Genomic DNA, 23081 nt, shown 5'->3' with positions numbered 1-23081 from the left:
CCCCACCACGCCACGACCTTGGTCGACACTGACTAACTCCGGCGGTCATGCGAGACTGTCCTGACCGGGCGGAGTCCCGGATGTCTTTTGTCTGGAGTTCCCATGTCGCTGTCCATCGGGCTGATCGCCACCGTCGCCCTGGCCTATATGGCCATCCTGTTCGCTATCGCCTTTTACGGTGACCGGCGCAGCGCGCCGTTGCCGCCACGGGTGCGTGCCTGGGTGTACAGCCTGTCGCTGGCCGTTTATTGCACCAGTTGGACATTCTTTGGCGCCGTGGGCCAAGCGGCCGAACAACTCTGGTCATTCCTGCCGATCTACCTCGGGCCGATCCTGCTGCTGGTGTGCGCGCCGTGGGTCCTGCAAAAAATGGTGATGATCAGCAAACAAGAGAACATCACCTCCATCGCCGACTTCATCGCCGCCCGCTACGGCAAATCCCAGTCGCTGGCGGTGGTGGTGGCGCTGATCTGCCTGGTCGGCGTGTTGCCCTATATCGCCCTGCAACTCAAGGGCATCGTGCTGGGCGTGAACCTGCTGATCGGCGCCGGCGCTGACGCCATGGGCACACGCGCGCAAGACACGGCGCTGATCGTGTCGCTGGTACTGGCGCTGTTCACCATCGTTTTCGGTACCCGCAACCTCGATGCCACGGAACACCACCGCGGCATGGTGTTGGCGATCGCCTTTGAATCACTGGTCAAACTGTTCGCTTTTCTCGCGGTCGGCGCGTTCGTGACCTACGGCCTGTACGACGGTTTCGACGACCTGTTCGACCAGGCCATGCTCGCCCCGCGCCTCGAAGAGTACTGGAAAGAAACCATCAACTGGCCGTCCATGGTGGTGCAAACCGGCGTGGCGATGATGGCGATCATCTGCCTGCCCCGGCAGTTCCACGTGACCGTGGTGGAAAACATCGACCCTCAGGATCTGCGCCTGGCCAAGTGGGTGTTCCCGGCCTATCTGGCGCTGGCGGCGTTGTTTGTCGTGCCTATCGCGCTGGCCGGTCAGATGTTGCTGCCCAGCTCAGTGCTGCCGGACTCATTCGTCATCAGCCTGCCTCTGGCCGAATCTCACCCTGCCTTGGCGATGCTGGCGTTTATCGGCGGTGCTTCGGCGGCGACCGGTATGGTGATCGTGGCCAGCGTGGCGCTGTCGACCATGCTTTCCAATGACCTGCTGCTGCCATGGTTGCTGCGGCGCAACAACGCCGAGCGGCCGTTCGAAGTGTTCCGCCAGTGGATGCTTTCGGTGCGGCGGGTGAGCATCGTGGTCATTCTGCTGCTGGCCTACGTCAGTTATCGACTGCTGGGCTCCACCGCGAGCCTGGCGACCATCGGCCAGATCGCCTTCGCCGCCGTGACCCAACTGGCCCCGGCCATGCTCGGCGCGCTGTATTGGAAACAGGCTAACCGTCGAGGGGTGTTCGCCGGGCTGGCCGCTGGGACCTTCCTCTGGTTCTACACCCTGGTGTTGCCGATCGCCGCCAAAAGTCTCGGTTTGCCCCTGAGCAGTTTTCCGGGACTGGCCTGGCTGCAAGGCAACCCGTTGAACCTGCCGATCACGCCACTGACTCAAGGCGTGGTGCTGTCCCTGGCGGGCAACTTCACCTTGTTCACCTGGGTCTCGCTATTGTCACGCACACGGGTTTCGGAGCACTGGCAGGCCGGCCGCTTCATCGGCCAGGAGATCAGCGCCCGACCCAACGCCCGCTCGATGCTGGCGGTACAGATCAACGACTTGCAGCAACTGGCCGCCCGTTTTGTCGGCGAGGAGCGGGCTCGTCAGAGTTTCCTCCGTTTCGCCTACCGTCAGGGCAAAGGCTTCAACCCGACCCAGAACGCCGACGGTGAATGGATCGCCCATACCGAACGCTTGCTGGCCGGTGTACTCGGCGCATCTTCGACCCGGGCGGTGGTAAAAGCCGCCATTGAAGGTCGGGAAATGCAACTCGAGGATGTCGTGCGGATCGCCGACGAAACCTCGGAAGTGCTGCAGTTCAACCGTGCCCTGCTGCAAGGCGCCATCGAGAACATCACCCAGGGCATCAGCGTGGTCGACCAGTCGCTGAAACTGGTGGCCTGGAACCGGCGCTACCTTGAATTATTCAACTACCCCGACGGTTTGATCAGCGTTGGCCGGCCGATTGCCGACATCATTCGCTACAACGCCGAGCGCGGTCTGTGCGGGCCCGGCGAAGCGGAAGTGCATGTCGCCCGCCGCTTGCACTGGATGCGCCAGGGCCGCGCCCATACCTCCGAGCGATTGTTCCCCAATGGTCGAGTGATCGAGCTGATCGGTAACCCGATGCCCGGTGGCGGTTTCGTCATGAGCTTCACCGACATCACCGCGTTCCGCGAGGCCGAGCAGGCGCTGACCGAAGCGAACGAGGGCCTTGAGCAACGGGTCACCGAACGGACCCACGAGCTGTCGCAACTCAACGTCGCCCTGACCGAAGCCAAGGGCACCGCCGAATCGGCCAACCAGTCGAAAACCCGTTTCCTGACCGCCGTCAGCCATGACTTGATGCAACCGCTGAATGCTGCGCGGCTGTTCTCTGCTGCCCTCACCCATCAGGAAGACAGTTTATCCAGTGAAGCCCGGAAACTGGTTCATCACCTGGACAGTTCACTGCGCTCGGCCGAGGACCTGATCAGCGACCTGCTGGACATTTCCCGTCTGGAAAACGGCAAGATCAACCCTGACCGCAAGCCCTTCGAACTCAATGATTTATTCCATACGCTGGGCGCCGAATTCAAGGCACTGGCGCAGGAACAGGGGCTGAAATTCCGTGTTCGGGGCAGCGCGTTACGGGTCGACAGTGACATCAAACTGCTGCGACGGATTTTGCAGAACTTCCTGACCAATGCCTTCCGCTACGCCAAAGGCCCGGTGCTGCTCGGCGTTCGGCGGCGCAATGGTGAGCTGTGTCTGGAGGTCTGGGACCGTGGACCGGGCATTCCGGAAGACAAACTGCAGGTGATTTTCGAAGAGTTCAAACGCCTCGACAGCCACCAGACCCGAGCCGAGAAAGGTCTGGGCTTGGGTCTGGCGATTGCAGATGGGCTGTGTCGCGTGTTGGGTCACACCTTGCGCGTGCGTTCCTGGCCGGGTCGCGGCAGCGTGTTCAGTGTCAGCGTGCCGCTGGCTCGGGTACAAACCGCGACGCCGGCCAACGTTGCCGAACTCAATGGCCATATGCTCAGCGGCGCGCAGGTCCTGTGTATTGATAACGAAGACAGCATCCTGATCGGCATGAACAGTTTGCTCACGCGCTGGGGTTGCCAGGTCTGGACCGCGCGCAACCGTGAGGAATGCGCGACGCTGCTCGGTGACGGGATGCGTCCGCAATTGGCGCTGGTGGATTATCACTTGGACGATGGCGAGACCGGGACCGAATTGATGGCGTGGTTGCGCACGCAACTGGGCGAGCCGGTGCCGGGGGTGGTGATCAGTGCAGATGGACGGCCGGAGACGGTGGCCCAAGTGCATGCAGCAGGCCTGGATTACCTGGCCAAACCAGTGAAACCTGCGGCGTTGCGGGCGTTGTTGAGTCGGCATTTGCCGTTGTAGGGTGATGATTGAGGTCTGTGTTGCCTTCGAAAAGATCGCAGCCTTCGGCAGCTCCTACAGGATCGGGTTTCCACACGGTCAATGTAGGAGCTGCCGAAGGCTGCGATCTTTTGCTCTTTATTCGGGGAGCTCGGCCAAGCCATCGACATCCGTCATCGCCCGCTCCAGCAGATCCGCCGGCAAGCTCTTGCTGGCCCGCGCCCCGAGCAACTTGAGCTGCTCGCTGCGACTGACCAGGTTGCCGCGGCCTTCTGTCAGCTTATTGCGTGCAGAGCTGTAGGCCTTATCCAGTTGCTGCAAGCGATTGCCGACCTCGTCCAGATCCTGAATAAACAACACGAACTTGTCGTACAGCCAACCGGCGCGCTCGGCGATTTCCCGGGCGTTCTGGCTCTGGCGCTCCTGCTTCCACAGGCTGTCGATGACCCGCAAAGTGGCCAGCAACGTGGTTGGGCTGACGATCACGATATTGCGGTCGAATGCCTCCTGAAACAGCGTCGGCTCAGCCTGCAACGCCGCAGAAAACGCCGCTTCGATCGGGACGAAAAGCAGAACGAAATCCAGACTGTGCAAGCCGTCGAGCCGTTTGTAATCCTTGCCGGCCAAGCCTTTGACGTGACTGCGCAGGGACAGTACGTGCTGCTTGATGGCGATCTGGCCGATGGCATCGTCCTCGGCCGCCACATATTGCTGATAGGCCGTGAGGCTGACCTTCGAATCGACCACGACCTGCTTGTCGCCGGGCAGGTAAATAATCACATCCGGCTGAAAACGCTCGCCGTCCGGCCCCTTGAGATTGACCTGGGTCTGGTACTCACGCCCCTTCTCCAGCCCCGCGTGCTCAAGCACCCGCTCGAGAATCAGTTCGCCCCAGTTGCCTTGGGTTTTCTGTCCTTTCAAGGCGCGCGTCAGGTTGGTGGCTTCGTCGCTCAGGCGCAGGTTCAGTTGTTGCAGCCGTTCCAGTTCCTTGGCCAGGGAAAAGCGCTCGCGGGCTTCAGCCTGATAGCTTTCCTCGACGCGTTTTTCGAACGACTGGATACGTTCCTTCAACGGATCGAGCAACTGCCCCAAACGTTGCTGGCTGGTTTCGGCAAAACGCTGCTCACGCTCGTCGAAGATCTTGCCCGCCAGCTCGGCGAATTGCGCGCGCAGTTCGTCCCGCGAGCCTTGAAGGTCGTTGAGGCGCTGCTGATGGCTTTCCTGCTGCTCACGCAGCTCGGCATTGAGGGAGGCCGCCTGCGCGTCGAGGCGGCGCAACTCAGCCTCTTTGCCGGCGCGTTCGATGTTCCAGGCGTGGGCCGCGTCGCGGGCATCGTCGCGTTCGATCTGGAGCAGTTCGACTTCACGGCGCACGGCAGCCAAGTCGGCCTGTTTGGCGGAATTGGCCTGGCTCAGGTCAGCGATTTCATCACGGCAGGTGTCAAGCTGAGCATTCAAGCCGTCCTGCGTCAGCTGGGCAATGGCAAGGCGCTCTTCCAGCAGCGCCAGCTCGGCCTGCCCCGCACTCGCCCGACGCTGAAGTTGCCAGGCCAATACCAGTAACGGCAGCCCAGCGCCCGCCAGACCCAGCAATGCGCTGGTCAAGTCCATCGCCATAGCCACTCCTGCCCATTCGATAAAGCGTGAAGGTTAACCAAGGCGTCAGGTCTTGGACAGCTCAGTCTTCGCTCAGGCCGAGTTCCTGTTGCGCGCGTCGGTCGCCCGCACGCGCGGCCTGACGCAACAGCTCCTGGCCAATGCGGCGATCCCGGGCGTTACCGCATTCGCGGCACATCAGCTGACCGAGACGGCTTTGCGCGGCCACGACGCCTTCACGGGCAGGCTGCTTGAGCAAGCGTCCGGCGAAGTGTTTGACGTTGGAGTTTTCGCCCAGGCGCGGGCTGTCGAGTAACCACTCAGCCACGCGCATCGAAAAGCGCTTGGGTGGGGTAACACTGGGGGTTGTTGAGGTAGCAGGGACTGATACTGAGCGAAACTTCATAAAGCACTGTGGGGCAGATCGGAAGGCGCGCCACTCTACTCTTTTTTTCGTACAGGTAAAGTCGAAAAAAGCCTGCACGCCCGTCCTAGAGCAAGCGCTTGGGACAATCCACAGAAGCTGTGGATAACTCAGTGGACAACCGCCTTTGAACTCGCGCAAAGCCGTGTGGGGTGGGGCTCGCAGTCAAACTGACGATTTTTTCACCAGTAAAAAAAAGCGATGTTTTTCATTGACTTAAATTTTCATTACAGGCACCCACTCCCATTGAGGCGAGGATGACAGTGGGATGACAGTTCGCGCAACTTATGTGCACAAGTACCTGCGAGGCGGTTATATCGATGCGCTTTTTTGGCGCGGTTTTTAGGTAAGGCCTGGGGATAAACCCGGGCAACCCGTGCCGCAGGTCGATCCTGACTCGATCGTTCTCTCGGATCAACGGTCGGGTTCTGGGCTATTGCGGGGCACTGGTCTGCTCTTTCGACAGCTCAGTCGAGACTTGCCGACAGGCATTCAGCGCCTTTTTACAAACAGGCTTCCCTTCGGCAGTTCAATCCGTTAGTATCCGCGGCGTTAGTACCAAGCTGAAAGTCAATTCTGGTCGAACAAATCCCCCGGTCAGCCTTCCCTAAGAGAAGCCTCCACCGATAAAACGGGATCGACCACCTCGATGGTTTCCAGGTAAATCTTGCACCAACACAGCCTTTGAATCGAAAGCAAAGGGTGTTGCCAAGCTCACTTACTCTGACCGAACCAGCCTGCAAATTGATCAGGATCTTCACCCCGGGCCCAGAACCTTTGCCCTTGATGTGTTGCCTGCCCTCCTAAGTACCTACCTGCCAGCCCAAGCGCGCCAACTTATCAGCGCTTCAAACTGGCTGCTTTGTTCCAGTCGGGTTCTTCGTTCGACCAATGGTGGTCGTCGTCACTGGAACGTTTTAACTTTGCACGGTTCTTATCCGTGTCGCTTGTAGGAACACCAATTATGTCTACTCAAATCCACACTCAGGATGCCATTCGCACCCTAACCAACGCTTTTGCTCCAATGAACTGCCTGATCATGGCCGCTCGCAAAGGCTGCTTCAGCTTCACTCTGGTCAACGAACACGGCATCGCTCGTCACAGCGAACGCCTGTACCCGGATCAATACTCCAGCGCAGAACCGCTGCAGGCTGTGATCGAGCGTACTCGCCAGGCACTGATTGCCTGAGACGCCAGAAAGGCTGAAAACCTCAGAAGCCCTGCTGAAAAGCGGGGCTTTTTATTGCCCGATATTTCTCATTTCGTGGCCTACGGCTAAGCACCAACCGATATAACGGTTATAACTCGAAGCCAGAAATATTTTAAAAACAGTCCTTTACAGCGAAATAATGACACTACACTTCAACTCAAGCGGCTTGATCCGCTTCCGGCGAGCCTGATTCGATCCATAGCTGCCAAGGCCCTTCAGGTATCGCCGACCACTTCATGTTTCGAGGGCTTTATGGGTATCGCTGCCAGCGAACTGTGTCGTTATGTGATCCGTCCGACATTGATCTACCTCGGACGCCATAGCGCAACTGCCGAATCCCTGCTGCTGGGCATTGCCGCCAGTCAGTCAGCCCTTGGGTCAGCCTTGCATGACCGCCGTGGACACGGCCTGTACCGAATCGCCGAGCCTCGCCACCAAGCCCTATGGGATCACTATTTGGCCCTGGACCCGGATCGGGCGAGCCTGGTCCGCGGCTTGGCCAGCCAACATGCTTTTCTTAGCGGGCCGCACCTGGAATTGACCGTCAACCTGCGTTACGCCACAGCCATCGCCTGGCTGCTGGTAGAAGAACAGAACACTCCCCTCCCCGCCTCCGACGACCTGTTGGGAATGGCCCGAATCTGGCGCCAGACTTTCCAGCCCCAAGGTCGTTTGCGAGATTTCACCTACGCCTGGCAAACCTGTGTTTCATCGTTGAATCAGGTCGCCTGCTGAACCACCCGTTTCCGAAGATCGCACAACTTGTCGCGATTTTGGTCGGATTGTCCTACAAAACCGCTCTAAATCAAGCGTTACAGGCTATAGCGCCCGGACGAAAATGTTGGTAATTTTCGCCCCGGTGATCACCAGGAGTTCTAATAATGAAAAAAGTAATGCTCAAAACCACCCTTAGCCTCGCCGCTGCCTTGGCATCCACCCAGATCTTCGCAAGTGGCTTTGCCCTTAACGAACAAAGCATCAGCGGGATGGGAACTGGTTTTGCCGGGCGATCTTCTTCTGCCGACGACGCATCCACCGTTTTTGGTAACCCTGCCGGCATGTCTCGCCTCAAGCGCGAACAAGTGACCGGTGGTGTTGCATTTATCGACGCGCACGCTGATATCAGTGATGCGAGCTCCAGCCCGAATAGTGGCACCAACAAAGGTGACATGGTCCCTTTCATGGGCGTGCCCATGGGCTACTACGTAAAGCCAATCGATGACCACTGGGCGTTCGGTTTCGGCGTCTACGCTCCATTCGGCCTGGTGACCGACTACGAGAACGGCTTCGCCGGCAAATACTTCGGCAGCAAGAGCGAAGTAAAAATCGTAACCCTGCAGCCAACCGTCAGCTATGCCTTCAACGACAAGGTGTCGATCGGTTTCGGTCCGACCATCAACCGCATTGACGGCACCTTGGAATCGAATCTGTCGCTGAACCCTCGCGCAGCGGACGGCAACGTCAAGATCAAGGGTGACGACACCGCGCTGGGTTACAACATCGGCATCATGGTTCAAGCCACCGACAGCACTCGCGTCGGCCTGACCTACCACTCGAAAGTGAAGTACAAGCTCGAGGGCGACACCAAGGTCAACTACAACCTCCTGGGGGCCCTTGGCCAGAACCCGAGCCAGAAGTACGACGCTTCGCTGGACATCACCACGCCTGAGTCGGTCGACTTCTCGGTTACTCACCAGCTGGACGACAAATGGACTCTCTACGCAGGCAGCACCTGGACTCGCTGGAGCCGCCTGAAAGAAATCTCCGTTGAGAACAGTGGCGTCCCTGCTGCTCTGAACAGTCGGTTTGGCACCATCACTGAAGAACAGAACTGGCATGACACCTGGGCTCACGCCATCGGCGCTTCGTACCAGTTGAACAAACAATGGGTCCTGCGTACCGGTCTGTCCGTCGACCAGGCACCAACCAACAACGAAGACCGTTCCCCACGCATTCCGACTGGCGATCGCAAGATTTTCAGCCTTGGCGCTGGCTGGAGCCCGACCGACGACCTGACCATCGACGTGGCGTACTCGTACCTGCGCGAAGAGTCGGTCAAGGTCAACAACAGCAACGGACGCCAGACCTACAACGCCAAGTATGAAAACTGGGCGAACGGTTTCGGTGTTGGCGCAACCTACCGTTTCTGATGATTCACGGCGAGCTTGACTACCTCGCCACCTGAATTGAAAAAGCCCCGCACTCTTATCCAGAGGCGGGGCTTTTTAGTGCGCGTCGATCAGGGTTTCGAAGCCAGGGCTTTCTCCACCGCCTCGATGAACTCGGGATTATCCGGCTTGGTCAGGCTGGAAAAATTGGCGATCACCTTGCCCTGGCGATCGACCACGTACTTGTAGAAATTCCACTTCGGCGAACTGCTTTGTTCAGCGAGAACCTTGAACAAATGCGTTGCGTCATCGCCGCGGACTTTCTGTGGCTCGGTCATGGTGAAGGTCACGCCGTAGTTCACGTAACAGACCTTGGCAGTCTCTGCGCCATCTTTAGACTCTTGTTTGAAATCATTGGACGGAACACCAACCACCTCAAGCCCTTGATCCTTGTAACGCTGATACAGCGCCTCAAGGCCTTTGAACTGCGGGGCGAAGCCACAGAAGCTCGCGGTATTGACCACCACCAGCGGCTTGCCGACGAATCGCTGGCACAGATCGATGGATTCCTTGGCACGCAGCTTGGGCAATGAGCCTTGTAACAATTCCGGGCATTCTGCCGCCTGGGCCAATCCGGTAAAAACCATCAACAACGCGGGAACTGCAAGCCAGCGCATCAGCATGTCAGTGCATCCTTGAACAATCGTCAGGAAACGAAATTACTCGCCTTCGGCGCTCGCTAGCAAGCACCCATGCCCAACTGCATCAATGCCAGGCCACCCTGACGCCAGCCCCACCACGCCAGAGCCAGCAGCAGTAAGCCGATGGCGATTACAGCCATCCGCGGCCAGAGACTGTTCATGCTGCACTCATCCGGGTTTGCAGACGCGCCACCGGCTGCTCGCGCACCGGCCAGTTCAGGGCTGCGGCCACCAGACTCAAGAGAATCGCCACCTGCCAGATCAAGTCGTAACTCCCGGTTCGGTCATACACCACCCCACCCAACCAGCCGCCGAGGAACGAGCCGAGCTGGTGGAAGAGGAAAACGATCCCACCGAGCATGGACAAATTTCGTACACCGAACAAGGTCGCCACCGTGCCGTTGGTCAAGGGCACCGTCGACAACCAGAGAAAACCCATGGCCATGCCGAACAAATAAGCCGTGACCTGAGTGACCGGTGCCCAGAGGAACAGCACAATCACCACCGCCCGCAACAGATACAGACCGGTGAGCAAACGCGGCTTGGACATCCGCCCGCCAAGCCAGCCAGCCGTATAAGTACCGAAGATATTGAACAACCCGATCAGCGCCAGCACCGTGGTGCCGACAGAGGCTGGCAAGTGTTGGTCCACCAGATAGGCCGGCAAGTGCACGCCGATGAACACCACCTGAAAACCGCAGACAAAAAAGCCGAACGCCAACAGCCAGAATCCTGAATGGGAACAGGCCTCGTGTAATGCTTCAGAGAGGGTTTGCTCGTGCCCGAGGACCGGCAGCGGTTTGTCCTTGAGCATGCTCACCAGTGGCACGATCAGCGCCACCACCAGGCCCAACACCAACAATGCCGCAGACCAGCCAAGCCAGCCGATCAGCCCCAGCGTGCCGGGCAACATGGCGAATTGACCGAAAGAACCGGCGGCGCTGGCGATCCCCATGCCCATGCTGCGTTTTTCCGGCGGCACGGCCCGGCCGACCACGCCGAGGATCACCGAGAACGAGGTGCCGGACAGGCCGATGCCGATCAACAGCCCGGCGCTCAAGGACAAGGTCACCGCAGAATCGGACAATCCCATGAACACCAGACCCAAGGCGTACAGAACACCACCAATCAACACCACCTTCGCGGCGCCAAAGCGGTCGGCAAGGGCACCGGTGAACGGCTGCGCCAGGCCCCAGATCAGGTTCTGCAAAGCGATGGCGAAGGCAAACACTTCGCGGCCCCAGCCGAACTCGGCACTCATGGGCGCCAGAAACAGCCCGAAGCCGTGTCGCACACCCAGGGACAACGCCAGAATCAGCGCACTCCCCAACAGAACCCAACCGCATGTACGCCACATTGATGTCATTCTTGTTCTCCGGTAGCGGGTATATACCCGCTTAAGATCGAACAAACGGGCCTCAAGCCAGTTCGTCCAGCAGTTTCAGCAAGGTTTCACGCTTCTCGGCACCCAGACGGTCGATTAACCGCTGCTGCGCCGCTTCCCAGGCCGGCAACGCCGCTGCCAGACGTTCGCGCCCTGTCTCGGTGAGCAGGACGATGCGATTGCGCATGTCCTCACCCTCAACCAGCGTCACCAGACCTTCGCCTTCCAGCACTCGCAGATTGCGCCCGAGGGTGCTGCGATCCAGGCCCATGGCTTCGGCCAGCGACGAGATGCTCGGCTGATCCAGACGCTGCAGATTGCACAGCAGAGAATACTGGGCAACGTTGATCCCGAAGCCGTCGAGGGCGCCGTCGTAATGCCTGCTGACGCCACGAGCGGCGCGACGCAGGTTGGTACACAAACATTGAGAAGGAAGCATAGTGCGTGTATATACCCGCGGTTAAATGAAAGCAAATTTTTCGACACATATACCCTGTAGGAGCGAGGCTTGCCCGCGAAGGCGGTGTGTCAGTCGATATCAATGTTGACTGTGCCGCCGCCTTCGCGGGCAAGCCTCGCTCCTACAAGATCAATGCAAGCCCCACCAGCACCGCCACCTCCAGCAATTCCAGCAACGCCCCCGCCGTATCGCCCGTTGTCCCGCCCAATCGTCGCACCATCACTTGCCGCAACCAGACAAATAACACCGCCGCCAACACAAGCGCCCATACGCCGCTGAGGCCAGCCATCAGCACACAGGCCACGGCACTGATCGCCAACACCTGCTTTCCGGCCAAACGCGGCAGATGATCGGCCAGCGCCTGCCCCAACCCACCCGGACGCACGTAAGACGTGGTGAGGAATAACCCCAGTAACGCGCTACGACTAATCAGTGGAACGATGATCAGGACCACGCTGTGCTGCTGCTCGATCAACGCCAGCAACGCAGCGAACTTGAGCAGCAACACCAGCACCAGCGTCACCACGGCAATCGGCCCGCTGCGCGGGTCTTTCATGATGGTCAGGGTGCGCTCACGGTCGCCGTAACCCCCGAGCCACGCATCGGCGCTATCGGCCAAGCCATCCAGGTGCAACGCGCCGCTGAGTACGACCCAAACACTCAGCAGCAGCGCGGCATGAAGCAATAATGGCGTGCCCAGCAATAGCCAGTTCAGCCCCCACAGAATCGCGCCGAACAGCAAACCGACCAGCGGATAAAACAGCAATGACCGGCCCAGCTCCTCAGGCGTCGGCATGCCTGGCAGGCGAATCGGCAGGCTGCTCAAAAATTGCAGGGCGATCCAGAACGGCAACATGGTCAGATCGCTTCCCTTAACAAGACGCCGGACTCAACCGACAACGAGAACAGCGCGCCATGGCCAACTTCAACGTTGAGCAACTGTTCACGCGGCAATCCACGCGCTTGAGCCAGCAACAAACGCATGACACCGCCATGGCTGATCAGCAAGATTCGCTCACCCGCATGGACCGCGTGCAGCCGTTCGATGGCCGCCAACACTCGCGCAGAGAAGTCCACCACCGGCTCACCGTCTGGCGGCGTGAACGAATAGGGATCGGCCCAGAACAAACCCAACGCCTCGGCGCTGGTTTCCATCAGCGCCGCCGCGCTCTGCCCTTCCCAGGCGCCGAAGTGCAGCTCTTGCAGATCCTTATCCAGCTGCACCGGCAAACCCAGTTGCGCCCCAAGCTCTTCAGCAAAACGCGCGCAACGCTGCAACGGCGAACTGACCAGTCGATCCCAGGGTCCCTGTTCGATCACCGCGGCGCGCATCTGCTCCCAGCCCTTGCCGGTCAGTGCATCGTCGAGGCTGCCGCGCAAACCGCCGCCGAGCTCGGTTTCGCCATGGCGCAACAGGTCCAGGCGCAAGGTCATGCCGGACGATCCGCCACCGCGGCTTCGGCGAACGTCGCCATTTGCCCGTGCAGGTCGCAGGCCAGACGCAACAATGGCACGGCCAATGCCGCACCACTGCCCTCGCCCAACCGCAGACCGAGGTCCAGCAACGGTTCGGCGTGCAGGGTTTCGAGCACATGGCGATGACCCGGCTCGGCGCCGCGATGACCGAACAGCAACCACTCACGGCAGGCCGGATTCAAACGCACCGCCACCAACGCAGCAACACTGCAAATAAACCCGTCGACCAACACCGCGACACCTTCCTGAGCACAGGCCAGGTACGCGCCGACCAGCGCAGCAATTTCGAAACCGCCGAGGTTGAACAAGGTCTGCAGTGCATCGCCACGCTGAGCGCCGTGCAACGCCAAGGCACGCTCGATGACCTGGGCTTTATGGCTGACACCTGCCGCGTTCAATCCGGTGCCCGGTCCGGCCAGATGCACCACCGGGCAATCGAGCAACGCACACGCCAACGCGCTGGCCGCGGTGGTGTTGCCGATGCCCATTTCGCCACCGATGAACAACTGCGCGCCGGCCGCGATGGCGCGCAGCACACTGTCGCGACCGGCCTGCAAGGCGAGTTCGCCCTGGGCCTGAGTCATTGCCGGCCCCTGGACAAAATTCGCCGTGCCCGGACCGATGTTCAGGTGACGCACACCCGGCAGATTCAACGACGGCGTGACGGTGCCGAGGTCGACCACTTCCAGGGAAGCCCCCAACTGCCGTGCCAACACGCTGATCGCCGCGCCGCCGCTGACAAAGTTGTGCAGCATCTGCCCGGTGACTTCCTGCGGAAACGCCGACACTCCTTCAGCAACCACACCATGGTCACCGGCAAAAATCGCAATCCACAGCTGATCGAGCGTCGGCTTGACCTGCCCCTGCAACCCGGCCAGTTGCACCGCCACCGACTCGAGCTGGCCGAGAGAGCCGGCAGGCTTGGTCAGTTGCTGTTGACGCGCCTGCGCCTGTTCGACCGCTTGCGCGTCGATTGGCTTGCACGGGTTCAGCCACCAGGAGTGAGTCATAACGCAGTTCCTTTCAAAGTCAGGGGCAGGCCGGCGACGGTCAGGACGACTCGCTGACAGCGCTCGGCCAAGGCTTGATGCAGCCAACCGGCTTCATCGACATAGCGGCGAGTCAATTCGCCCAGCGGTACGACACCCATCCCGGTCTCGTTGCTGACAAAAATGATTTCACCCGGCAACGATGCCAGGCAGTCCAGCAGCGCTTCGCGTTCGGCCGACAGGCGCTCGGCGTTGTCGAGCATCAGTAGATTGGTCAACCACAGCGTCAGGCAATCCACCAGCAAGCAACGATCTGCACTGGCGTTTTCGCGCAGCACGCGGGCCAGCTCCAGCGGCTCTTCGATCAACGCCCACTCGGCTGGACGACGGGCGCGGTGATGGGCGACCCGTTCGTTCATTTCACCGTCCAGGGGTTGGCTGGTGGCGATGTAGGTGACCTGGAGTTGACTGTCTGTCGCCAGTTTTTCAGCCAGGCGACTTTTGCCTGAGCGGGCGCCGCCGAGGATCAGTTGCAGCATGGTTTATTCCTTAAAATCTTCGGTGTCGGGACGGCCCTCATCGCGGGCAAGCCCGCTCCCACAAGGATCGAGGCTGTTCACAGATTTTTGGTCCACCCACGAAACCTGTGGGAGCGGGCTTGCCCGCGATGGGGCCTGTGCAGCCACCTCAAAACCCACAGAGCTCACGCAGCAACGAAGTATCCAGATGCTTCTCCACCAGATCCGCCAGCCGTTCGATATCGCGCTCACGCAAGGCGTGGTAATCCACTTCCTGCACATCCTGCAAACCAGCCCAGCGCAACAGCGCACTGCACGCTGTCGGCGACTCGAACAGGCCATGCAGGTACGTGCCGAAAATCTGCCCATCGACACTTTGCGCGCCATCGCAGCGACCATCGTCGAGCTGCACCGCGGCGTTTTCCAGCGCCGGCCCGGTGGTCACGCCGGCATGAATTTCATAGCCGCTGACCTCCGCATCTTCCAGCACCAGATGCCCACGCACATTGCGCAACTGCTTCTCTTCTTCGAGCTGCGTTTCGAACGCCAGCAAGCCCAAACCGGCACTGGAACCCGGCGCGCCTTCAAGGCCCAGCGGGTCGTGCACGTGCTCGCCGAGCATTTGCAGACCGCCGCAGATCCCGAGCACTTTTCCGCCATAGCGCAAGTGCCGCGAGATAGCCGTGTCCCAACCGTTGGCCCGCAAGTACGCGAGGTCACTGCGCACGCTTTTCGAACCGGGAAGAATGATCAGGTCAGCCGGCGGAATCGCCTGACCGGGGCCGATGAATTGCAGGTCCACTTGCGGATGCAGGCGCAGCGGATCGAAATCGGTGTGGTTGCTGATGCGCGGCAGCACCGGCACCACCACGTTGAGCACTTGATCGGTCTTGTCGGTCTGACGCTGATCGAGACCGTCCTCGGCCTCAAGATGCAGGTCCATCACATACGGTAAAACGCCGATCACCGGTTTGCCGGTGCGCGCCTCCAGCCAATCCAGCCCCGGTTGCAGCAAGGCGATGTCGCCGCGAAAACGGTTGATGATGAAGCCTTTGACCCGTGCCTGCTCGCTGGGCGACAGCAGTTCCAGCGTACCGACCAAATGCGCGAAAACTCCGCCGCGATTGATGTCGGCAATCAGCACGACCGGGCAGTCCACCGCCTCGGCAAACCCCATGTTGGCGATGTCGCCGGCGCGCAGGTTGATCTCTGCCGGCGAACCCGCACCTTCGACCATCACCACCGGATACGCCGCGCTCAAACGTTCATGAGAGGCCAGCACCGCCTGCATGGCGATGGCCTTGTAGTCGTGATAAGCGACGGCATTCATGGTGGTGACCGCTCGCCCATGAATGATCACTTGGGCGCCGGTATCGCTATTGGGTTTGAGCAGCACAGGGTTCATGTCGGTGTGCGGTTCGAGATTGGCGGCTTGGGCCTGCACCGCTTGAGCACGGCCAATCTCGCCACCGTCGGCGGTTACCGCGCTATTGAGGGCCATGTTCTGCGGTTTGAACGGCACGACGCTGACGCCCTGGCGCGTGACCCAGCGACACAGCGCCGTCACCAGTGTGCTTTTACCGGCGTCCGATGTCGTGCCTTGCACCATCAACGTAGTCATTGCACTTCCTTAACACAGGCTTCAAGCGCTTGCTCGAGACGCAGCCAATCCGCTTCATCGGCGGGCAAGCCAAACCGTACGCTGCTGGTGTGGGTGAACAACCGCAGCAGAATGCCGCGTCGGGCCATGAATTCATGCAGCGCTTCGGCACGCTCGGTGATCAGCCATTGGAACAATGCGCAGCCGCCCTGAGGCTTGAAACCGTACTGTTCAAGCAGCAACGCCAGACGTTCGCCGGCCTCGTCAGTACGAATGCGCTGTCGCGTATGCCCCTCGGTATCCGTCAAGCACGCCTGACCCAGCACTCGGGTCGGACCGCTGACCGCCCAAGGCCCGACCTGTTCGGCCAGCAGCTTGAGCAACTTGCGCTCGGCCAATACAAAACCCAACCGCACACCGGCCAGACCGAAAAATTTGCCGAAGGAACGCAGCACGATCAAGCCAATCTGATTGGCGAACGGCGCCAGACTCAAATGCGGGGTGTTGTCCATGAACGCCTCGTCCACGACTAGCCAGCCACCGCGCTGGGCCAGCCGCGAATGCCAGTCCAGCAGGCGAGCCGGGGTCAGGCTCAACCCCGTGGGATTGTTCGGATTGACCACCACCAGCACATCGAGGCTGTCGAGAAAGAAATCGACTTCCGACTCAAGCACTTCACGCACGATGTAACCATTGCGACGCCAGGCTTCGGCGTGTTCGGCGTAACACGGCGACAGCACGCCGACTTTGCCGGCCCGGCGCAAACGCGGCAGCAACTGGATCGCCATTTGCGAACCGGCCACCGGCAACACTTGGGCCGCACCGTAATAGTCGCAGGCAGCCTGCTCCAGACCGTCATCAGTTTCCGGCAACCGCGCCCAGGCCCGCAGCGGGATGTCCGGGACCGGGAATGGCCAGGGCGCGAGACCACTGGACAGGTCGAGCCAATCGGCTTCGGCAATGCCGTATTCAAGCGCCGCCTTGCGCAAGCGGCCACCGTGCTCAAGCATAGAATTCAGCCCCTACGCAGAGAATCAGCAGCCATAACCATACCCCGCGCTGGACCAATTGCCAGCCACGGTCGATGGAATCGGCATCCGCCGGCACACCTTCGCCCAATGGCGGACGCTGATGCAGTTCACCGTGATAGATCGCCGCCCCGCCCAACTCGACGCCCAGCGCGCCGGCACCGGCCGCCATCACCGGCCCGGCATTCGGGCTATCCCAGGTCGGGCCCTGGGTACGCCAGCACTTCAACGCCAGTCGGGTTTTGCCCAGCAGCGCGTAGGTCAACGCCACCAAGCGTGCGGGAATGTAGTTCAGAACATCATCGATCTTCGCCGCCGCCCAACCGAAACGTTCGAAGCGTTCGTTGCGATAACCCCACATCGCATCGAGAGTGTTGCTCAGGCGATAAAGCACCACGCCGGGCGCACCCGCCACGGCAAACCAGAACAGCGCGGCGAACACCGCATCGCTGCCGTTCTCCAGCACCGACTCGGTGGCGGCGCGGGCGACTTCGGTTTCATCCAGTTCACTGGTCTGACGGCTGACCAGATAACCAACGCGTTTGCGCGCCTCGATCAGATCATCACTACGCAGGGCCTTGGCCACCGGCTCAACGTGCTCACCAAGGCTGCGCATACCAAGGGCGCAATAGAGCACGAGAATCTCGACGATCCAGCCAACGTAAGGCGCCCAGGAAAGTGCGGTGGCCAGCAAGGTTAGCGGCACGACCGCCATCACCCAGGCCGTAACCCCGTGACTGCGCCAACCGCGGCCGCCGGAGTTGAAACGTTGCTCGATGCGATCGGCAAAACGACCGAACGCCACCAGCGGATGCCAGCGTTTGGGTTCACCCAGCAGCGCATCCAGCGCGACCGCGGCGACACTCAACAACGCCACACTCATTGACTCACTCCCCAATAATTTTCATACAGCAACTCGCTGAGTGGACGCGCCTGCGCCCAGCCTTCGAGTACCAACATCGGCGCCGGATAGAATTCCTTGACCGGCCCCAGGCAAAGAACAGCCAAAGGCTTGGCCCCGGTCGGTAAACCCAGCAAGTCCGCCAGCGCTTGCGGCTCGAACAGCGACACCCAGCCCATGCCCAGGCCTTCGGCGCGGGACGCGAGCCAAAGATTCTGGATGGCGCAGGACAGCGAGGCCATGTCCATTTCCGGCAATGTACGACGGCCGAAGATATGCCGCTCACGATCGTCCATCAGCGCGGCGACCAGCACCTCGGCGCAGTCGTTGATGCCTTCGACCTTGAGCTTCATGAATTCGTCGGAGCGCTCGCCGAGGGCTTCGGCGGTACGGATGCGCTCGTCTTCCACCAGTTGCTGAATCTTGCCGCGCAGTGCCCGGTCGCTGATGCGAATGAAACGCCAGGGCTGCATCAGGCCAACACTCGGGGCCTGATGCGCGGCTTCGAGCAGACGCCTCAGTAACTCGGGTTCGACGGTGCCGCCGCTGAAGTGCCGCATGTCACGGCGTTCGGCGATGGCTCGGTAGACGGCTGCGCGTTCGGCCTGGCTGAATGCGTTGTCCGTCATGGCCTCTTCGCGGGCAAGCCCGCTCCCACAGGGTTTTGGTGATCCAATGTGGGAGCGGCGGTGCGGCGATCCGACTTGCTCGCAAAGGCGGCCTCAAGGTCAGGCACAAACAGCGCCGCAATCGCCGATGGATTGGACGGAAAATAAAAATGCACATAGGACGCCGTCATCCGCCCCTCACGATAAACCGCCTCCGCCCCTCGCCCACCATTCGGGCTCAAACCTCTAGCAATCGGCTCAAGCTCGGTGCTGGTCAACGAGTGGTGATACGTGTGCCCGCGCAGTAAACCTTCCGGCAATTCGACCGCCTGCAAGGCCAACGCGGCAAGGCGCTTCTGCATCACCGCATCACCGGCCAGCAGGCCAACCAGTTCAGCGCGAGTGCCCTCGACATCGGTCAAGGAATCCAGCAGGTACAGCATGCCGCCACACTCGGCCAGCAACGGTTTGCCCGCTGCGTGGTGAGCGCGGATCGCGGTCAGCATCGGCGTGTTTTGTGATAACGCCACATGGTGCAATTCGGGGTAACCGCCCGGCAGATACAGGCTATCTGCTTCTGGCAATTCGGTGTCGCGGATCGGCGAGAAGAAAAACAATTCGGCGCCCATCGCCCGCAGCAGATCCAGGCTCGCGCCGTAGGTAAACGCGAAAGCTTCGTCCCGAGCCACGGCAATCCGCACACCGGCCAGCAACGGTTCGGCGGCGATCATTTCAGGCGCGGCGAATTCCACGGCCGGCGGTAGAGCCACATCGCAACTGCTGGCCAAGGAGTCGGCCGCCGCATCGAGACGCAGGTCGAGATCATTCAGCTCGCTGGCCTGAACCAGGCCCAGATGCCGACTCGGCAATTCGATCCCGGTCTCCCGGGACAACGCGCCGTACCAGCGCAAGCCTTCAGTCAGGCTGCCTTCGAGCAACTGCGCATGGCGCACAGTGCCGACCCGGTTGGCCAGCACACCGGCAAACGGCAAGTCCGGTTGATAACGCGCAAGACCCAGGGCCAGCGCGCCAAACGTCTGCGCCATGGCGGTGCCGTCGATCACGCCGAGCACCGGCACACCGAAGTGCCGCGCCAGGTCGGCGCTGGACGGCGTACCGTCGAATAGCCCCATGACGCCTTCGATGAGGATCAGATCGGCTTCGCCAGCGGCCTCCCACAATAGACGTCGACTTTCCTGCTCGCCGACCATCCACATGTCGAGTTGGTAAACCGGTGCGCCGCTGGCGCGCTCGAGAATCATCGGGTCGAGAAAGTCCGGGCCGCATTTGAACACGCGAACCTTGCGCCCCTGATTGCGATGCAAACGGGCAAGCGCGGCGGTGACGGTGGTCTTGCCCTGACCGGAGGCCGGCGCGGCGATCAGTACCGCCGGGCAATGACGGGGTTGAGTCACAGTTCGACGCCTTTTTGCGCTTTGATTCCAGCCTGGAAGGCGTGCTTGATCATGCCCATTTCAGTGACGGTGTCGGCCAGCTCGATCATCTCTGGTTTGGCGCCACGACCCGTGACCACCACGTGCTGCATCGGTGGACGGGCCTGCAAGTCGCTGAGCACCTGATCGAGATCGAGGTAGCCGTGCTTGAGGGCGATGTTCAGCTCATCGAGCACCACGAGGCCAATGGCCGGATCACGCAGCAATTCGCGGGACACCGCCCACGCGGCTTCAGCGGCGGCGATGTCGCGCTGGCGGTCCTGGGTTTCCCAAGTGAAGCCCTCGCCCATCACATGAAAACGCACCTGCTCCGGGAAGCGCCGGAAGAACAGCTCCTCGCCGGTGCTGGTGCGCCCCTTGATGAACTGCACCACGCCGCACTGCATGCCGTGGCCCATTGACCGCGCAAGCATGCCGAACGCCGAACTGCTCTTGCCTTTACCGTTGCCGGACAGCACCAGCAGCAAACCGCATTCATTCGGGGAGTTGGCGATGCGTTCGTCGATCACCGCTTTTTTGCGCAGCATGCGCGCGAGATGGCGTTCGTCACGATCGGGAGTATCAGTCATGGGGGAGCTCTCCGTTGAGGCTGGATAACGGCGGGCAGGCACAAGAATAGACGGCAAGAAGCCTGGCATCGCCCACCGTGATGCCGTTGGATGAATCAGGCCGGTCTCCGGGCTCATGAGCGGCGTGTTGCCTGACTGCGCGCCTTCCCATGTTGACATCAACACAGTGGCTCAAAGCGCAGTCTTCACTCATTTACCGTTGCGGGGGCAGCGCCGGGATCATGACGCTTCGTCGCTTGACGATAGCCACTCACCGGCTTCCCTGTTTCACTCTGTCGGCCATCGCCACAGAGCACCTGAAACAAGCCGCGAAGGTTAGAGGGTTGGGGGTGGAGCGTCAATTGAAGACAAAGCGTGGGCACTCGATATACTGCCGCCCATCAATTACCTGACACCAATCTTGCACCACACTGTCAGCAGTGATATCAAAGCGCCATAGAACCCAACAACACAATTACAAGGGTAAGCAACATGCAAGGCATGATCATCAGCAATCCGAAGCTGGAATTCCTGCGACCGGTGCTGGAACGCTGGTTTGACTGTATCGACCGCTACAACGCTGTGCGCGGCGATAACGACACACCTTATTGGTACGACGAAAAAGCCAACCTCGGCCTGCTCTCCGCCGCGGCCTGGATGGCAGAAATGGTCACCTTGCAACAAACGACGACGCGCAAGCAGAACGAAGAAGGCGAACGCAACGGCCGCGCCGACCTGTTTATCGCCACTCCCGAAGCCACCGCCGAACAACGCGCCTACCTTCAAGCCACTCAACGCTGGCCGCGGGTCAACAGCCTGAACCTGACTCAGGCACTACAGGACATCACCAGCGAGGCCAAGCGAATCAGCTACGCCAGCGACCTGAAACTCGGTTGCCTGTTCGTTGCGCCGCAAAAAGCTCAGCAGAGCGCTACACCGGAAGAACTGCAGGACATGCTCGACGACTTGCAGAAGGAACCCAGCTGCGCCGTGGCCTGGTATTTCCCTTACGCCTATCGCAAGTTGCGCAATGAAGCCGGCAACTACCATCCAGGGATCGCCGTATTACTCAAGGAAGCCCGCGGCTGACGGGTTGAACCATCAAGCGTCTACGCTTCTCTATGATTACGTCAATGCATTCATAGGGAAGATCAGTAATGCGCAAACCCCAGCTCGTTTTCATCATCGCGCTCGCCGGAGGGCTCGCCGCCTGTGGTGAAACCTCCAGCCTGCAAGTCTCGGATGGCACAGGCCCCTCGCCCAAGCTGCCAGAACCGAATAAAACCCTGATCCCGACGGTGAACATCGCCCCGGCGATCGGCTGGCCTGAAGGTAAGAAACCCGTCGCCGCGGCAGGGACTCAAGTGGCGGCGTTTGCCGAAGGCCTCGATCATCCGCGCTGGCTCTATGTGTTGCCTAACGGCGATGTGTTGGTGGCCGAAACCAACGCGCCGCCCAAACCCGATGATGGACAAGGCATTCGTGGCTGGGTCATGGGCAAAGTCATGGGCCGCGCCGGTGCTGGCGTCCCCAGCCCGAACCGCATCACTCTGCTGCGGGACAAGGACCACGACGGCGTCGCCGAAACCCGCACGGTGTTCCTGGAAAACCTCAATTCGCCCTTCGGCATGACCCTGGTCGGCAATGACCTGTACGTCGCCGACACTGATCGCCTGCTGCGCTTCCACTATGAAAACGGTGAGACCGCGATCAAGTCGCAGCCGATCAAGATAGTCGATTTGCCGGGCGGCACGCTGAATCATCACTGGACCAAAAACGTCATCGCCAGTAAGGATGGCAGCAAGCTGTACGTCACCGTGGGCTCGAACAGCAACGTCGGTGAAAACGGCATGGATCAGGAGGAAGGCCGCGCGGCAATCTGGGAAGTGGATCGCGCCACCGGCAATCACCGGATCTTCGCCTCGGGCATCCGTAATCCAAACGGTCTGGCCTGGGAGCCTCAGAGCGGCGCATTGTGGACCGCCGTCAACGAGCGTGACGAAATCGGCAGCGACCTGGTGCCGGACTACATCACGTCAGTGAAAGACGGCGGGTTCTACGGCTGGCCTTACAGCTATTACGGCCAACACGTCGACATTCGCGTCGAACCGCAAAAACCCGATCTGGTGGCCAAGGCCATTGCGCCAGACTACGCAGTGGGGCCACATACCGCGTCACTGGGCCTGACGTTCGCCGAAGGCGGCAAACTGCCTGCACCGTTCACTCAAGGTGCATTCATCGGCCAGCACGGCTCGTGGAACCGCAAGCCACACAGTGGCTACAAAGTGATTTTCGTGCCGTTCAGCGCCGGCAAACCGACCGGGCAGCCAGTGGATGTGCTCACTGGTTTCCTCAATGATGAGGAAAAAGCCATGGGCCGGCCGGTGGGTGTGGTGATCGATCAGCAGGGAGGTCTGCTGGTGGCGGATGACGTAGGGAACAAGGTGTGGCGCGTGTCCGCGGCCAGGTAAACGTCAAAAGATCGCAGCCTTCGGCAGCTCTTACAGGGTGTACGTCATCCAAC

Annotated in this window: 22 protein-coding genes and 1 riboswitch; of the genes, 6 read left to right on the top strand and 16 right to left on the bottom strand. The window is 60.6% G+C overall.

Going from position 1 to position 23081, the window contains the following annotated elements:
- The first annotated feature begins 102 nt into the window (after positions 1-102).
- On the top strand, positions 103-3573 hold the full coding sequence (locus F6R97_RS24620) for a PAS domain-containing hybrid sensor histidine kinase/response regulator (RefSeq protein WP_038979736.1): 3471 nt from the start codon (positions 103-105) through the stop codon (positions 3571-3573).
- 117 nt (positions 3574-3690) lie between these two features.
- Here F6R97_RS24620 and rmuC read toward each other — a convergent pair whose 3' ends face one another.
- The gene (gene rmuC / locus F6R97_RS24615) at positions 3691-5055 is read right to left on the bottom strand and encodes a DNA recombination protein RmuC (RefSeq protein ID WP_167344813.1); all 1365 of its coding nucleotides are present in this window, start codon (positions 5053-5055) and stop codon (positions 3691-3693) included.
- A gap of 175 nt (positions 5056-5230) precedes the next feature.
- A complete protein-coding gene (locus tag F6R97_RS24610; RefSeq protein WP_080772046.1) occupies positions 5231-5554 on the bottom strand; it encodes a sel1 repeat family protein in 324 nt (107 codons plus the stop codon).
- Positions 5555-6536: 982 nt separating this feature from the next.
- Here F6R97_RS24610 and F6R97_RS24605 point away from each other — a divergent pair.
- The 3 genes from F6R97_RS24605 (at position 6537) to F6R97_RS24595 (ending at position 8932) form a co-directional block, all read left to right on the top strand.
- Positions 6537-6761 carry a hypothetical protein gene (locus F6R97_RS24605; RefSeq protein ID WP_019407963.1) on the top strand — a complete coding sequence of 75 codons (225 nt, stop codon included), beginning with the start codon at positions 6537-6539 and terminating at the stop codon, positions 6759-6761.
- A 273-nt stretch (positions 6762-7034) separates the two neighbouring features.
- Positions 7035-7517 carry a hypothetical protein gene (locus F6R97_RS24600; RefSeq protein WP_038979731.1) on the top strand — a complete coding sequence of 161 codons (483 nt, stop codon included), beginning with the start codon at positions 7035-7037 and terminating at the stop codon, positions 7515-7517.
- A 146-nt stretch (positions 7518-7663) separates the two neighbouring features.
- On the top strand, positions 7664-8932 hold the full coding sequence (locus F6R97_RS24595) for an OmpP1/FadL family transporter (protein ID WP_038979729.1): 1269 nt from the start codon (positions 7664-7666) through the stop codon (positions 8930-8932).
- Positions 8933-9021: 89 nt separating this feature from the next.
- On the opposite strand, the gene F6R97_RS24590 is transcribed toward F6R97_RS24595, so the two are convergent.
- From F6R97_RS24590 to cobO, 14 genes are all read right to left on the bottom strand, one after another.
- Positions 9022-9573: a glutathione peroxidase gene (locus F6R97_RS24590; protein ID WP_315867221.1), complete on the bottom strand. Its 552-nt coding sequence runs from the start codon at positions 9571-9573 to the stop codon at positions 9022-9024.
- A 56-nt stretch (positions 9574-9629) separates the two neighbouring features.
- Positions 9630-9752 (bottom strand): hypothetical protein, encoded by a 123-nt coding sequence (locus F6R97_RS24585; RefSeq protein WP_267885916.1) that lies wholly within the window; start codon positions 9750-9752, stop codon positions 9630-9632.
- The gene (locus F6R97_RS24580; protein WP_038979727.1) at positions 9749-10957 is read right to left on the bottom strand and encodes an MFS transporter; all 1209 of its coding nucleotides are present in this window, start codon (positions 10955-10957) and stop codon (positions 9749-9751) included. The genes F6R97_RS24585 and F6R97_RS24580 overlap by 4 nt, the downstream gene beginning before the upstream one ends.
- Positions 10958-11009: 52 nt before the next feature.
- A complete protein-coding gene (locus tag F6R97_RS24575) occupies positions 11010-11414 on the bottom strand; it encodes a MarR family winged helix-turn-helix transcriptional regulator (RefSeq protein ID WP_048394362.1) in 405 nt (134 codons plus the stop codon).
- A gap of 142 nt (positions 11415-11556) precedes the next feature.
- On the bottom strand, positions 11557-12291 hold the full coding sequence (locus F6R97_RS24570) for an adenosylcobinamide-GDP ribazoletransferase (RefSeq protein WP_048394360.1): 735 nt from the start codon (positions 12289-12291) through the stop codon (positions 11557-11559).
- A gap of 2 nt (positions 12292-12293) precedes the next feature.
- Positions 12294-12869 carry an alpha-ribazole phosphatase family protein gene (cobC, locus tag F6R97_RS24565; RefSeq protein WP_048394358.1) on the bottom strand — a complete coding sequence of 192 codons (576 nt, stop codon included), beginning with the start codon at positions 12867-12869 and terminating at the stop codon, positions 12294-12296.
- A complete protein-coding gene (gene cobT, locus F6R97_RS24560) occupies positions 12866-13921 on the bottom strand; it encodes a nicotinate-nucleotide--dimethylbenzimidazole phosphoribosyltransferase (protein ID WP_050681347.1) in 1056 nt (351 codons plus the stop codon). The genes cobC and cobT overlap by 4 nt, the downstream gene beginning before the upstream one ends.
- The gene (gene cobU / locus F6R97_RS24555) at positions 13918-14439 is read right to left on the bottom strand and encodes a bifunctional adenosylcobinamide kinase/adenosylcobinamide-phosphate guanylyltransferase (RefSeq protein WP_048394354.1); all 522 of its coding nucleotides are present in this window, start codon (positions 14437-14439) and stop codon (positions 13918-13920) included. Before cobU ends, cobT begins: the two co-directional genes overlap by 4 nt.
- 148 nt (positions 14440-14587) lie before the next feature.
- Positions 14588-16039: a cobyric acid synthase gene (locus F6R97_RS24550; RefSeq protein ID WP_315867220.1), complete on the bottom strand. Its 1452-nt coding sequence runs from the start codon at positions 16037-16039 to the stop codon at positions 14588-14590.
- On the bottom strand, positions 16036-17028 hold the full coding sequence (gene cobD, locus F6R97_RS24545) for a threonine-phosphate decarboxylase CobD (protein WP_315867219.1): 993 nt from the start codon (positions 17026-17028) through the stop codon (positions 16036-16038). The genes F6R97_RS24550 and cobD overlap by 4 nt, the downstream gene beginning before the upstream one ends.
- Positions 17021-17929 carry an adenosylcobinamide-phosphate synthase CbiB gene (cbiB, locus tag F6R97_RS24540; RefSeq protein ID WP_038979718.1) on the bottom strand — a complete coding sequence of 303 codons (909 nt, stop codon included), beginning with the start codon at positions 17927-17929 and terminating at the stop codon, positions 17021-17023. The genes cobD and cbiB overlap by 8 nt, the downstream gene beginning before the upstream one ends.
- On the bottom strand, positions 17926-18576 hold the full coding sequence (bluB, locus tag F6R97_RS24535; protein ID WP_038979716.1) for a 5,6-dimethylbenzimidazole synthase: 651 nt from the start codon (positions 18574-18576) through the stop codon (positions 17926-17928). The genes cbiB and bluB overlap by 4 nt, the downstream gene beginning before the upstream one ends.
- Positions 18573-19970, bottom strand: coding sequence for a cobyrinate a,c-diamide synthase (locus F6R97_RS24530; RefSeq protein WP_038979715.1), 1398 nt, complete (start codon positions 19968-19970; stop codon positions 18573-18575). The genes bluB and F6R97_RS24530 overlap by 4 nt, the downstream gene beginning before the upstream one ends.
- Entirely contained in the window at positions 19967-20578 is a 612-nt protein-coding gene (gene cobO / locus F6R97_RS24525; RefSeq protein ID WP_008071512.1) for a cob(I)yrinic acid a,c-diamide adenosyltransferase, read from the bottom strand. Before cobO ends, F6R97_RS24530 begins: the two co-directional genes overlap by 4 nt.
- Before the next feature lie 80 nt (positions 20579-20658).
- Positions 20659-20893: riboswitch (cobalamin riboswitch) on the bottom strand.
- A 156-nt stretch (positions 20894-21049) separates the two neighbouring features.
- On the opposite strand from cobO, the gene F6R97_RS24520 reads away from it, so the two are divergent.
- Positions 21050-21646, top strand: coding sequence for a hypothetical protein (locus F6R97_RS24520; RefSeq protein WP_038979714.1), 597 nt, complete (start codon positions 21050-21052; stop codon positions 21644-21646).
- A gap of 68 nt (positions 21647-21714) precedes the next feature.
- Positions 21715-23028 (top strand): PQQ-dependent sugar dehydrogenase, encoded by a 1314-nt coding sequence (locus F6R97_RS24515; protein ID WP_048394347.1) that lies wholly within the window; start codon positions 21715-21717, stop codon positions 23026-23028.
- Positions 23029-23081 lie beyond the last annotated feature (53 nt).

Source organism: Pseudomonas sp. JV414, from assembly GCF_032424305.1.
In the GTDB taxonomy this organism is placed as follows: Bacteria; Pseudomonadota; Gammaproteobacteria; order Pseudomonadales; family Pseudomonadaceae; genus Aquipseudomonas; species Aquipseudomonas lini.
Note: the sequence above shows the minus strand (reverse complement) of the source record. Positions and strands in the feature narration are given on the sequence as shown.